The sequence below is a fragment of the Trichlorobacter ammonificans genome (genome assembly GCF_933509905.1).
GTDB classification, from domain to species: Bacteria; Desulfobacterota; Desulfuromonadia; order Geobacterales; family Pseudopelobacteraceae; genus Trichlorobacter; species Trichlorobacter ammonificans.
The window spans coordinates 577,501-590,288 of sequence record NZ_OW150024.1; the positions used below are offsets into that span (position 1 = coordinate 577,501).

At 59.1% G+C, this 12,788-nt stretch carries 9 protein-coding genes and 2 rRNA genes (1 of these 11 running past the window's edge); 4 read left to right on the plus strand and 7 right to left on the minus strand.

Annotation, left to right across the window (positions count from 1 at the left end):
* The 4 genes from RAK07_RS02535 to RAK07_RS02550 all read left to right on the plus strand — a co-directional run.
* A 23S ribosomal RNA gene (locus RAK07_RS02535) occupies positions 1–2,354 on the plus strand; it begins 604 nt to the left of the window's first position.
* A gap of 156 nt (positions 2,355–2,510) precedes the next feature.
* A 5S ribosomal RNA gene (gene rrf, locus RAK07_RS02540) occupies positions 2,511–2,627 on the plus strand.
* Positions 2,628–2,842: 215 nt separating this feature from the next.
* A complete protein-coding gene (locus RAK07_RS02545; RefSeq protein ID WP_305733461.1) occupies positions 2,843–3,892 on the plus strand; it encodes an IS481 family transposase in 1,050 nt (349 codons plus the stop codon).
* Between the two features lie 282 nt (positions 3,893–4,174).
* The gene (locus tag RAK07_RS02550) at positions 4,175–5,872 is read left to right on the plus strand and encodes a methyl-accepting chemotaxis protein (protein WP_445267889.1); all 1,698 of its coding nucleotides are present in this window, start codon (positions 4,175–4,177) and stop codon (positions 5,870–5,872) included.
* An 86-nt stretch (positions 5,873–5,958) separates the two neighbouring features.
* Here the strand turns inward: RAK07_RS02550 and RAK07_RS02555 are convergent, their stop codons facing one another.
* The 7 genes from RAK07_RS02555 to RAK07_RS02585 form a co-directional block, all read right to left on the minus strand.
* On the minus strand, positions 5,959–7,287 hold the full coding sequence (locus RAK07_RS02555) for a DUF512 domain-containing protein (protein WP_305731284.1): 1,329 nt from the start codon (positions 7,285–7,287) through the stop codon (positions 5,959–5,961).
* Complete coding sequence (gene hfq / locus RAK07_RS02560; protein WP_305731285.1) at positions 7,284–7,514, minus strand: RNA chaperone Hfq; 231 nt, start codon at positions 7,512–7,514, stop codon at positions 7,284–7,286. The genes RAK07_RS02555 and hfq overlap by 4 nt, the downstream gene beginning before the upstream one ends.
* Positions 7,514–8,464 (minus strand): tRNA (adenosine(37)-N6)-dimethylallyltransferase MiaA, encoded by a 951-nt coding sequence (miaA, locus tag RAK07_RS02565; RefSeq protein ID WP_305731286.1) that lies wholly within the window; start codon positions 8,462–8,464, stop codon positions 7,514–7,516. Before miaA ends, hfq begins: the two co-directional genes overlap by 1 nt.
* Before the next feature lie 16 nt (positions 8,465–8,480).
* Positions 8,481–9,983, minus strand: coding sequence for a bifunctional D-glycero-beta-D-manno-heptose-7-phosphate kinase/D-glycero-beta-D-manno-heptose 1-phosphate adenylyltransferase HldE (gene hldE, locus RAK07_RS02570; RefSeq protein WP_305731287.1), 1,503 nt, complete (start codon positions 9,981–9,983; stop codon positions 8,481–8,483).
* Between the two features lie 2 nt (positions 9,984–9,985).
* Positions 9,986–10,573: a D-sedoheptulose 7-phosphate isomerase gene (gene gmhA, locus RAK07_RS02575; RefSeq protein WP_305731288.1), complete on the minus strand. Its 588-nt coding sequence runs from the start codon at positions 10,571–10,573 to the stop codon at positions 9,986–9,988.
* A 2-nt stretch (positions 10,574–10,575) separates the two neighbouring features.
* Entirely contained in the window at positions 10,576–11,616 is a 1,041-nt protein-coding gene (locus RAK07_RS02580) for a glycosyltransferase family 2 protein (protein ID WP_305731289.1), read from the minus strand.
* A gap of 79 nt (positions 11,617–11,695) precedes the next feature.
* Positions 11,696–12,739, minus strand: coding sequence for a rod shape-determining protein (locus tag RAK07_RS02585; protein WP_305731290.1), 1,044 nt, complete (start codon positions 12,737–12,739; stop codon positions 11,696–11,698).
* Between the last annotated feature and the right edge of the window lie 49 nt (positions 12,740–12,788).

Sequence of the window (12,788 nt, forward strand, 5' to 3'; positions counted from 1 at the left end):
CGCGTGCCTTTTGCATAATGAGTCAGCGAGTTACTCTTACTAGCAAGGTTAAGTTCATGGAGCGGAGCCGAAGCGAAAGCGAGTCTTAATAGGGCGTCTAGTTAGTAGGAGTAGACCCGAAACCGGGTGATCTATCCATGTCCAGGGTGAAGCGAAGGTAACACTTCGTGGAGGCCCGAACCCACTGGCGTTGAAAAGCCAGGGGATGAGGTGTGGATAGGAGTGAAAGGCTAATCAAACTCGGAGATAGCTGGTTCTCCCCGAAATATATTTAGGTATAGCCTCGGGGGTTCCGTGACGGGGGTAGAGCACTGAATGGGCTAGGGGCCTCACCAGGTTACCAAACCCAACCAAACTCCGAATACCGTCAACGTATACCCCGGGAGTCAGACTATGGGTGATAAGATCCATGGTCAAAAGGGAAACAGCCCAGACCGTCGGCTAAGGTCCCAAAATCCATGCTCAGTGGAAAACGATGTGGAAATGCCCAGACAACCAGGAGGTTGGCTTAGAAGCAGCCACCCTTTAAAGAAAGCGTAATAGCTCACTGGTCGAGTGGATCTGCGCGGAAAATGTAACGGGGCTCAAGCATGGTACCGAAGCCACGGACTTATATTTCAAGATATGAGTGGTAGGGGAGCATTGTGTAAGCCTGCGAAGGTCGACCGCGAGGACGGCTGGAGGTATCACAAGAGATTATGCTGACATGAGTAGCGAAAATGCGGGCGAGAAACCCGCACACCGAAAACCCAAGGTTTCCTACGTAAAGGTAATCTGCGTGGGGTTAGTCGGTCCCTAAGGCGAGGCCGAAAGGCGTAGTTGATGGGAAACAGGTTAATATTCCTGTACCTCTGGTTACTGCGATGGGGGGACGGAGAAGGGTAGGCGATCCGGGCGCTGGTTGTCCCGGTTCAAGCGTGTAGGCGGGAGCGGCAGGTAAATCCACTGCTCCATTCAACGCTGAGACGTGATGACGAGAGGGTATCCTCATAAAGTCGTTGATCCCATGCTTCCAAGAAAAGCCTCTAAGCTTCAGGTAACCGGAGACCGTACCGTAAACCGACTCAGGTGGGTGAGGAGAAAATCCTAAGGTGATTGAGAGAACACTGGTTAAGGAACTCGGCAAAATGACACCGTAACTTCGGGAGAAGGTGTGCCTCCACTAGGTGTAGCGATTCGCACGTGAAGCCGAAGGAGGTCGCAGAGAAATGGCGGTAGCGACTGTTTACTAAAAACACAGGACTCTGCTAAGTCGCAAGACGATGTATAGGGTCTGACGCCTGCCCGGTGCCGGAAGGTTAAGGGGATTTGTTAGCCGCAAGGCGAAGCTTTGAACCGAAGCCCCGGTAAACGGCGGCCGTAACTATAACGGTCCTAAGGTAGCGAAATTCCTTGTCGGGTAAGTTCCGACCTGCACGAATGGCGTAACGATTTCCGCGCTGTCTCAACCAGTGGCTCAGCGAAATTGAATTCTCGGTGAAGATGCCGAGTACCCGCGGTAAGACGGAAAGACCCCGTGAACCTTTACTACAGCTTGACAGTGACATTCGGAATAGCTTGTGTAGGATAGGTGGGAGACTTTGAAGCTGGCACGCCAGTGTCGGTGGAGTCGTCCTTGAAATACCACCCTGGTTGTTTTGGATGTCTAACCTAGGCCCGTCATCCGGGTCGGGGACACTGTCTGGTGGGTAGTTTGACTGGGGCGGTCGCCTCCCAAAGAGTAACGGAGGCGCGCGAAGGTTCCCTCAGCCCGATTGGAAACCGGGCGTAGAGTGCAAAGGCATAAGGGAGCTTGACTGCGAGACCCACAAGTCGAGCAGGTACGAAAGTAGGTCTTAGTGATCCGGCGGTTCTGTATGGAAGGGCCGTCGCTCAACGGATAAAAGGTACTCCGGGGATAACAGGCTGATCTCCCCCAAGAGTTCACATCGACGGGGAGGTTTGGCACCTCGATGTCGGCTCATCGCATCCTGGGGCTGAAGTAGGTCCCAAGGGTTTGGCTGTTCGCCAATTAAAGCGGTACGCGAGCTGGGTTTAAAACGTCGTGAGACAGTTTGGTCCCTATCTACCGTGGGCGCAGGATACTTGAGAAGAGCTGTCCTTAGTACGAGAGGACCGGGATGGACGTACCGCTGGTGTTCCAGTTGTGCCGCCAGGCGCAGTCGCTGGGTAGCTATGTACGGAACGGATAACCGCTGAAAGCATCTAAGCGGGAAGCCTCCTTCAAGATTAGGTATCCCTGGGTGTAACAACCCCTGAAGGCCCGTTGGAGACTACAACGTTGATAGGCCGGGTGTGTAAGTGCAGTAATGCATTCAGCTGACCGGTACTAATCGGCCGTGAGGCTTGACCATAAAAAAATCATGGAAGGGGGGTGGCTCAACCCCACCCCCCGACCACTAAATCAATCGCAACCTGAACAAACTACTCATAGGCAATTGGAAAATTATGGAGAGAAAATCTCCAGCCAATTCGTGACAGCAGGCTGACCACTGCTGTTACCCAGAGTTTCTGGTGGCTATGCCGAGGGGGTCACACCCGTTCCCATCCCGAACACGGAAGTTAAGTCCCTCAGGGCCGATGATACTGCGCGGGAAGCTGCGTGGGAAAGTAGGTCGCCGCCAGAATTAAACAACACAACGCCCCGCTTACAAAACAACGTAAGCGGGGCGTTCTGCGTCTGAAACATAAACAAATACCGACAATAACAAAATGAAGGTATCAGCATGTAGTGTGATGGTATTCACCTGACAGTTGGCCATTTTCAGTTGGTGGCCATACTGCCCTTGAATGGTAAAAGATGAAGTTGCTCAGACTAAATCTTTCCATCAAGGAGAACAGTATGACCACCGCCGAGAAAGTATCACGAAGAAAGCTCAGTTTGCTAGAGTTGGCCGCCGATCTTTCGAATGTCAGCAAAGCCTGCAAGCTCATGGGTTATTCGCGGCAGCAGTTCTATGAAATCCGTCGAAACTATCAGACCTACGGTTCAGCCGGTCTGGTTGATCGGATGCCCGGAGCCAGAGGCCCGCATCCTAACCGAGTCGATGAATCTGTAGAGCAGGCGATTCTTGAACACTGCCTGGCTCATCCCGGTCATGGCCCGCTACGGGTTGCCAACGAGTTAGCTCTTAAAGGTACCCAGGTTAGCTCAGGAGGCGTTCGCGGAGTCTGGAGCAGGCACAACCTGCTGACCAAACAGGAACGGATGCTGCGACTTGAAAAGAGCGTCCGGGAACAAGCCTTCGAACTGTCAGATGAGCAGATCAGGGCCTTGGAACGGTTCAGCCCTGAGTTCAGGGAGCGTCACATCGAAACCAGCCACACCGGCGATCTCGTAGCAGTGGACACCTTCTTTGTCGGCACCCTGAAAGGCGTCGGCAAAGTCTACCTGCAATCGGTCATTGATTGCTACTCACGCTACGCCTGGGGCAAGCTCTACACCAATAAGCTGCCGGTCACTGCTGTGCATGTGCTTAATGAAGACGTACTGCCGTTCTTTGAAGAACATGACGCCCGGATCAGCACCATCCTCTCGGATAATGGCAGGGAGTTCTGCGGCAGGCCGGACAATCATCCCTACGAGCTGTTCCTACAGCTTGAAGAGATCGAGCACCGCACCACCAAGGTCAGACGTCCGCAGAGCAATGGCTTTGTCGAACGGCTGCACAGAACCTTGCTTGACGAACACTTCCGGGTAATGGGCCGCACCAAGTGGTACGAGTCGTTGGACGAGATGCAGACCGATCTGGACACCTATCTCAAGACTTACAACTACGACCGCCCACACCAAGGCAGAAACATGCTTGGCAGGACGCCATACACGGTTTTCATAGACGGCTTGCCAAAGAACGACGATTCAGATACTGAGGACTACAAACTGGCAGCGTAAATCACGACCCATTCAAGGGCACTGTCAGGTGAATACTATCTCTGTACAATCAGCAGCTTCACCCTCCCTCAAATGCTGCAGCCAATTCGCCCTGTTTCATGTGTTTATCCTCTTCCGACTTCTACCATCGTTGCATGTGCATAGTGCGCCTTGTAGCGAAAATAGCCGGACGTTCCGTTGATTTTGGTACTGGTCATGGTATGGTTATCATCCTATCGGTCTGCTAGGTCTGTCGATGTATTGTAAACGGTATATCCGCCATCTGATCGAAGGAGGGAGCGTATGTCCGCATCGTCAGGAAGGCTCAGTTTTGAGATGAAGGTTCTCGGTGTTGTGCTGGCGAGCAGTATCAGTCTTACCCTTGTCACCAGTTTGATCTTCGTGAAGCAACACATCGACTCCTACCACGCTTTTGTTACTTCTTACAGGCAGTCCCTTTACAGAGATTTCGACACCCAGGCACAACATCTCGTGGAGACAGCCTCCAGCATGCTGCAGCGGGTATACGAGCGTCATCGGTCCGGGGAGCTGACGCTTGAGGAATCGAAAAAGCTCGGTGCGGATCTGCTGCGCAACTTGAAGTTCGGTGGCGATGGCTATTTCTGGGCCGATACCACGGAAGGGATTAATGTGGTCTTGCTGGGCAAGCCGGCGGAGGGGAAAAGCCGCATTGACCTGCAGGACAAAAAGGGAATGTCGTTTATCCGCGCGATTATCGAAAACGGAAGAAAGCCGGGGGGCGGGTTTACCGACTACTGGTTTCCCAAGGCCGGCAGCGATGTCCCGCTGCAGAAGCGGAGCTATTCACTCGAATTCAAGCCGTTTGGCTGGGTGATCGGTACCGGTAACTACGTTGACGACCTAGATGCCTTGGTGAAAAAGGCGGCGGACGAGAATTGGCAACAGCTCAAAAACGGCCTGTATCTGGTCTCCGGGGTAACTGTGGGGCTGGTTGTCATCATTTCCCTGATTTCTGTCGCTGTGACCCGTCGTTTACTCCGGTGTATCGGTACAGATCCCGAACAACTGGCGGAGATTGCCGACAGGGTGGCCCATGGGGATTTGACGGTTCGGTTCGAACAGGGCAAGGGGGGCGTCTATGATGCCATGCGGTCGATGGTGGACAATCTCCGGCAGATCATGGACAAAGTCAATCAGAGTGCTCATGCGGTATCGACTTCCTCGGTCCAGTTGAACGCGAACGCGGCGCAGATGTCCACATCGTCCCAGGAGGTGGTGTGCCAAGCGGCGACGGTGGCCACGGCCAGCGAGGAGATGGCGGCCACCAGTTCCGATATCGCCAGCAACTGCCATCAGGCAGCGGAAAGCTCCCGTCACGCCAGTGCGACGGCTCAGAGCGGCGCTGCGATTGTCAGAAGCACCGTGGACGGTATGAACCGGATTGCCGACAAGGTGCGCAGTTCCGCAGGTGTCGTGGAGCAGCTCGGCACCCGGTCAGATCAGATTGGTGCGATTGTGGCCACGATTGAGGATATTGCCGATCAAACCAACCTGCTGGCTCTGAATGCAGCCATCGAGGCTGCCCGGGCCGGTGAGCAGGGACGGGGATTTGCCGTGGTGGCCGATGAGGTGCGCGCCCTGGCTGAGCGGACCACCAAGGCAACTCATGAAATCGGGCAGATGATCAAGAGTATTCAGTCGGAAACCCGTCAGGCGGTCAGGGCAATGGAAGAGGGGGTTGATGAGGTGGAGGTGGGCACTGCCGAGGCGGCCAAGTCCGGTAGGGCACTTGAGGAAATTCTGGAGCGGATTAACGATGTGACCCTGCAGATCAACCAGATCGCTACAGCAGCTGAGGAACAGACTGCCACCACGCGGGAGATATCGAACAACATTCAGCAGATCTCTGACGTGGTGGAAAAAGGAGCCCGGAGCTCCCAGGAAATTTCCCAGGCATCGTCGGTTCTGTCCCGGCTGTCGGTCGACCTGCAGGAGCTGGTTCGAAGGTTCAGGCTGTAGAGAGGCAGAAGCGGAAGTTGTCGGGCTATTCCTGCTGAACAGAAGACGCTCCGGATAACCTCCGGGGCGTCTTCTGTTCAGTTGTGTCAAGGTGCCTGCTTTCTGCCAAGGCTTCTGAGGGTGCGATACAGCCCTGACGGCGTTGCCTCGAACGTCATAACCGGTACCTTGAGTTCACGGGACAGTTGTTCCGGCGTCAGGTCGTCCAAGAATACTCCTGCTCCCTCTTTAAGCATTACGGCGGGCACCAGGAGCACTCCTTCCGGTTGTCCAGGCCCTAACGCCGCAAGAATATCTCTGCCAGCGATCAAGCCGGTGACGGTAACGCTGCTCCCGAACAGCTGATTGGGAATTGCCGTGGCCCGCAGTTCGGCACCGGTCTTTTCCGAAAGATGCCGGAGGAATTCGCTGATAAAGCCGTAAGCGGAGATGCCGGTGACCACCGTGGCTCTGAACGGTGGCAGCGGCTTGGCCCGTCGGAGCAAGCCCCGCGCCTCTTTGAAAAACCACGGAACCTGGCCGACGCCGTTTTCCCACTGGGGGAGATCGCCATATGCACGCAGGGCCGGAAACGGGTGGTCCGCCTTCAGAAAAAATTCGTCAGCCAGTTGTAGAAACGCTTCCCCCAGGCGACGGTTCAGCCGGCGCATGCGAGGCAGCCACTGTTCCAGAAAGGTGGCGGCATAGGCACTGTCCACCGGCGTCAAGGCTGGCAGGTGTGTACGATGTTCGGTCAGTCCTACTGGCACCACTGCCAGGGATTGGACGGCGGGGTAGAGGGCGGCAAGGTCGTCCACGGTCTGTTCCAGGGCAGCGCCGTCATTGAGGCCGGGACAGAGTACCACCTGGGTGTGCATCTGTATGCGGGCACCGGCCAGGGTGCGCAGCTGTTCCAGAATTGGTGGAATCCCCTCCCTGCCCAGCAGGCGCTCCCGCAGGATTGGCTCAGTGGCGTGCACCGAGATGTAGAGGGGGGAAAGTCGCTGCTCTATGATACGTCGCAGCTCCGACGGCTTCAGGTTGCTTAAGGTGACATAGGTACCCTGCAGGAAAGAGAGGCGGTAATCCTCGTCCTTGACGTATAGCGGCTTGCGCATGCCCTTCGGGAGTTGGTGGACAAAGCAGAAAAGGCATTGATTGCCGCAACGTTTCGGCTCCGGAGCAGGAAACGCAAGTCCCAAGGGCTCACCCGGCTCCGGTTCAAGCCGGACCTGCCGGTAGCCGCCCGCCGGGTCGACGATGTCGAGGAGCGGATGATCGTCGAAGGCAAGGTAGGCGTAATCGATGACGTCACGGACGGGGCGACCGTTGATGCGTACCAGCCGTTCACCGGTCGTGATGCCGGCGCGTTGCGCCGGTGAACCATCGGCAACGGCGTTGATGACGAGGGCAGCACGGTTTTGCGGAGAGGTCATGGATGGTGATACAGGCGGAAGCTGCCGTCGGCTGCGGTTATGGTGGCGATGGCGTGCTTGTAGAGCAGTACGTCGCCGCTTGCATCGAGCAGCAGGCAGAAGTTGTCGAAGGATTTGATCATACCCTCGATAGTTTCACCGGACATCATGCGCACCTTCAGTCGGACGTGCTCCTTGCGGGCTTGGTTTAAATACTGGTCCTGAATGTTGAACGGAGCCTTTGGCATTATCGTTCCCCTTCCTTGAAAAACCGTGCTGCTTCTCGGGCGATAGTAGCAGAGTCCGGCGGATATGCAACCGACAGCATCTCCGCTTCCTTCCTGAACCAGGTGAGCTGGCGCTTGGCGTAGTGTCGGGTATTCCGTGCGATCACCTGCGGCAGTTCTGAGGCTGGGATATCGCCGGCCAGGAAGGCGGCCACTTCCTTGTAGCCGATGGCGCAGAGGGGCTTGGCGTCGGCCGGCACGCCGGAGGCGACAAGGCTTTGGTACTCTTCCACCAGTCCTTCCCGCAGCATCCGATGCACCCGTGCGTCGATCCGGCGGTACAGCAGCTCCCGCGGCAAATTCAGCAGGTACTGGAGGGGCCGGTACGGGCGATCGGAAAATTGGTGTCGCTGCTGGAAGTGTGATAATGGAGCGCCGCTGGCATGCCAGACTTCCAATGCCCGGATGATCCGGATCAGGTTGTTGGGATGCAGACCAGCCGCGGTCTCCGGGTCAATACGCTGCAGTTCCGCCAGGAGCGCCTCACCCCCTTCCTGTTCGGCCCGCCGTTGCAACCGTTCGCGCAGCTCCCGATCCCCACCGGGGGCATCGGCCAGCCCCCCCAGCAGGATGCGCAGGTAAAGACCGGTGCCGCCGGCCAGGATCGGGCGTTTTCCCCGAGCGGTGATATCCGCGATGGCACGGGCTGCTTCCCGGCGGAAGTCCGCTGCACTGAATGGTTCGCAGGGATTACGGATGTCCAGCAGGTGGTGGGGTACGCGAGCCCGGTCGGTTGGGGAGGGCTTGGCGCTGCCTATGTCAACCCCCCGGTAGACGGTCAGGGAGTCGACGCAGACGATCTCGCCGTCGAGCCGATCCGCAAGTTCCAGAGCCAGGGCCGACTTCCCCGAGGCCGTGGGGCCGGCAATCACCAGCAGACGGAGGGAAGGCGAAGGAGTGCCGGTAGTCACAGTGGTGCCTGCCTGTTCAGGTGCGGTGAGCGGGCACGGTTTCTTCGTTCGCCTCGGCGTACCGCTCCAGCACTTTCTCAATGAGGTTGGTGGTGGACTTGCCGTCCACAAAGGGAATCAGTTCCACCCGCCCGCCGTTCGCCTCAACCAACTCCCGGCCCACCACGTTTTCCGGGGTATAATCCCCCCCCTTTACCAGGATATGGGGCTTCAGCAGGGAGATCAGTTCCAGGGGGGTGTCTTCGTCGAACAGGCAGACGTAGTCGATGCAGCCCAGGGCTGCCAGCAGGTGGCTGCGTTCCTCCTCGCCGATCAGCGGACGTTTCGGACCCTTCAGGCGCCGTACGGAGGCATCGCTGTTGAGGCCGAGAATCAGCAGGTCTCCCAGGCGGCGGGCAGCCTGCAGGTACTTGACATGACCGGCGTGCAGCAGATCGAAACAGCCGTTGGTGAAGACGACCCGCTTGCCGTTGCGGCGGGCCTGTTCAAGCAGCGCGGCCAGTACGGTACGGTCCTTGATTTTGGCATCGCTATCCCGGTGCGTCAGGGCAACGACATCGACGATCTCTGCCGGGGTGACCACGGAGGTACCCAGCTTGGCCACGGCAATGCCGGCAGCGGTGTTGGCCAGCCGGGCCGCATCCACCAGGTCCATGCCACCGGCCACGCCGCAGGCCAGGGTTGCCAGCACGGTGTCGCCGGCACCGGTCACATCAAACACCTCCCGGGCCACGGTGGGGATATGGACGGTGCGGCCGCTGCCGCTGAACAGGGACATACCGGCTTCACTGCGGGTGATCAGCAGATTGTCCAGTCCCACCTTGCCCATGATGGTCTCGGCTGCCCGCCCCAGGGTCACGTCGTCATGGATGGCCAGGCCGGCTGCAGCCTCCGCCTCTTTGCGGTTGGGGGTCAGCACGGTAGCACCGCGGTAGCGGCTGTAGTCGGTTCCCTTGGGGTCCACCAGCACCGGGATATGACGGCTCCGTGCCGTGCTGACGACGGCGGCCAGGACCGCCGGGGTGAGCACCCCCTTGAGGTAGTCGGAGACCAGCACGACGTCGAAGGCGCCGACCTGCTCCTTCAGCCAAGTGCAGAGTTCTGATTCCAGGAGAGGCGACAGTGAGGTACGGGTTTCCCGGTCGATGCGCAGTATCTGCTGGTGGGCAGCCACGATGCGGGTCTTGCGGCAGGTACGGCGACCCGGCTCGCGGAAAACACCGTTGACCACGATCTGGCGCTCAGTGAGCTCCCGCAGCAGGGCCTCGCCATTGTCGTCGGCACCGATCACCGAGGCCAGTGAGACCTGACAGCCCAGGGCCCGCAGGTTGTTGGCCACGTTGCCGGCGCCACCGAGGCGCAGGTCCTCCCGTTGTACGTCCACCACCTGGACCGGTGCTTCCGGCGAAATCCGTTCCGTGGTACCCCACAGATACTCGTCCAGCATCAGGTCCCCCACCACCAGGCAGCGGAACGAGCCGGCACGTTGAAACAGCGCTTCAAGGGTCTGACGGTCCATGGTCAACGGTCTCCGGCGAGGCTGCCGAACAGGCTCTGTTCGATCAGGTCGCACAGGATGTGGATAACGGTGATATGCCCCTCCTGGATACGGGGGGTGATGTCGGAGGGAACGATCAGGGCCAGATCGCAGAGCGGGGCGATGGTGCCGCCGTCCCGTCCCAGCAGGCCGATGGTGCTGCAGCCGGCCTGACGACCCGTTTCCAGGGCTTTCAGCACATTGGGAGAGTTACCGCTGGTGGAGATGCCGACCAAGGCGTCGCCGGGGGCGGCCAGGGCCTCAACCTGGCGGGAAAAAACCCGGTCAAAGCCATAATCGTTGCCGATGGCGGTGAGGGCGGAACTGTCGGTGGACAGAGCCATGGCCGGCAGGCCGGGACGTTCCATGGCAAAGCGGCCCACGATCTCGGCAGCAAAGTGCTGGGCATCGGCCGCCGAGCCGCCGTTGCCCATGATCAACAGCTTGTTGCCGATTTTCAGGGTTTCCACCAGTCTGCCGGCTATCCGGGCAATGCTGTCTGAACATTCGCTCTCAAGCCGCTTGATGACCGTGCCGTGCTCCTGCAACTGTTCGGCGATACGTGTCCGCATACTCAAGCCTCCGTGCTGTGGACGCCCAGGTCCGCCAGGACCGTTGCGGGCAGTGCGTCATCATAGCCGGGAACGGGGATGCCGTCTACTCCCCTGACCACCAGCAGCTCGGGATGAGCCGTAGCGAGGGCGGCCAGCCGGCGGGTCAGGCTGCGGCGGGGAGCCAGAAGCGGCAGTTTGTGCAACCTGACGTCGGTATGCAGCTGGTGGAGTCCTGACTGCTGCGCCTCCCGGTACTGGCGGCGATGTAGGAATATATCCACGCAATGCCCGCGACGGGCTGCTGCCAGGGCGTTTTCGGCGATCAGCCCCGGGTATGCGGCATCGACACTGCCGGGAAGGTAGAGGGCGACATGGTGTCGGAGTCCCCAGCGTTGCCGACAATAGTTGCGGGATAGTTCCGAATGGCTGCGACGGCGCTCTTCGGAGCCGAAAAGCGTCAAGGGACCGGCGGAGAGGGAAAGGCTACCCACCAGGCAGGTCCGAAAACCAGCGGTGCAGGCCCGTTGGCGATAGTCCTCCAGGCACCAGGCACCGCCATCCAGCATTTCATCGAAGGTACCGATTGCCTCCCGCAGGGCCCGTGACAGGCAGAGCAGGTCGAAGCTGATGCCGTTGGTCTCCACGGCGGCAAACGGGGTGCGTTCAAAGCCGGAGGGCACATGATGCAGGGAGGGGAAAAACGGTGTCAGGATGCCGGCCTCCGGTGCGGCACTGCCGTGAGCGAGCCAGTTGTAGCAGTTCTCGTGCAGTACCACCGAGGGGCGAAGCACCAGTGCCCAGGCGGCGTCGGAACGGCGCAGGCCGTGGTTGACCGCCGGCACGAAGCCGACGTTGCGCTCCATGGTCATGTACACCGCCTGACTGCCCAGGGGGTCTGAGAACTCTTCCAGCAGCAGCTCCGTTTCCCGGTTGCAGCCGTTGTTGATCAGCAGGAGGCGTGCCCCCGATTCGATGCAGGGGAGCAGCGACACCAGGCAGGAGCGGGTTTCAGTCGGATTGTTCCAGACCGGCAGGATGATGTCGAGTGTGGGAGTGGTCATGGCAGGTAGCAGCAGAAAGGGTGGGCCAAGCCCACCCTCTGATGTGATTTCGGAATCAAGGAGCGGATAACCATCCGTGCTACGAGGAGACAGCCACCCGTTTCAACAGGTTCAGCTCGTCCAGCACTTTGCCGGAGCCGAGCACGACGCAGTCCAGCGGATCTTCGGCGATCAGCACCGGCACCTTGGTCACTTCCCGCAACAGCAGGTCCAGGTTGCGCAGGTTGGCGCCGCCGCCGGCCAGGAAGATTCCCTTGTCCACAATGTCGGCGGCCAGTTCGGGCGGGGTCCGTTCCAGGCACTGCCGGACCGTGTCCACGATGGCGTTGACCGCCTCCTTCAGGGCCTCGCGGATTTCGTCGGAATTGATCTCGATGGTCTTGGGGATGCCGGAGACCAGGTCGCGCCCCTTGACCTCCATGGTCAGTACCTCCGGCCCGGGGTAGGCTTCGCCGATCTCGATCTTGATCGCCTCGGCCATCCGTTCGCCGATCTGCAGGTTGTACTTGCGCTTGATGTACTGCAAAATGGCGTCGTCCATCTTGTCCCCCCCCATGCGGGTGGACTGGGAGTAGACGATCCCGGCCAGGGAGATGACCGCCACCTCGGTGGTGCCGCCGCCGATGTCCACGATCATGTTGCCGGATGCTTCAGTGATCGGCAGGCCAGCCCCGATGGCGGCCGCCATCGGCTCCTCGATCAGGTAGACCTCCCGGGCGCCGGCCGATTCCGCCGACTCCTTGACCGCCCGCTTCTCCACCTGGGTGATGCCGGAGGGAACGCAGATCACGATGCGGGGCCGCACCAGGGTCTTGCGGTTGTGTACCTTGTGGATGAAGTAGCGCAGCATCTCTTCGGTGATGTCGAAGTCGGCGATGACCCCGTCCTTCATGGGGCGGATGGCGGTGATGGAGCCGGGAGTCCGGCCCAGCATCTGCTTGGCCTCCATGCCGACCTTCAGCACCTTCTGCTGCCCGGTGGGCAGCTTCTGCACGGCAACCACCGACGGTTCCCGCACCACGATCCCCTTGCCTTTCAAGTAGACCAAGGTGTTGGCGGTGCCCAGGTCGACGGCCAGGTCGTTGGAAAACAGACCAAACAGCGAATCGAATATTTTAAACATGGCGGCGCGGGTCCTTTCAGAACAAAATGGGCTAAAAAATTTAGCAGAG

Bases quoted from the DNA above. Each gene is read 5' to 3' on its own strand.
- RAK07_RS02545 (WP_305733461.1), top strand. From the start codon at position 2,843: ATGACCACCGCCGAGAAAGTATCACGAAGAAAGCTCAGTTTGCTAGAG.
- RAK07_RS02550 (WP_445267889.1), top strand. From the start codon at position 4,175: ATGTCCGCATCGTCAGGAAGGCTCAGTTTTGAGATGAAGGTTCTCGGT.
- RAK07_RS02555 (WP_305731284.1), bottom strand. From the start codon at position 7,287: ATGACCTCTCCGCAAAACCGTGCTGCCCTCGTCATCAACGCCGTTGCC.
- hfq (WP_305731285.1), bottom strand. From the start codon at position 7,514: ATGCCAAAGGCTCCGTTCAACATTCAGGACCAGTATTTAAACCAAGCC.
- hldE (WP_305731287.1), bottom strand. From the start codon at position 9,983: ATGGACCGTCAGACCCTTGAAGCGCTGTTTCAACGTGCCGGCTCGTTC.
- gmhA (WP_305731288.1), bottom strand. From the start codon at position 10,573: ATGCGGACACGTATCGCCGAACAGTTGCAGGAGCACGGCACGGTCATC.
- RAK07_RS02580 (WP_305731289.1), bottom strand. From the start codon at position 11,616: ATGACCACTCCCACACTCGACATCATCCTGCCGGTCTGGAACAATCCG.
- RAK07_RS02585 (WP_305731290.1), bottom strand. From the start codon at position 12,739: ATGTTTAAAATATTCGATTCGCTGTTTGGTCTGTTTTCCAACGACCTG.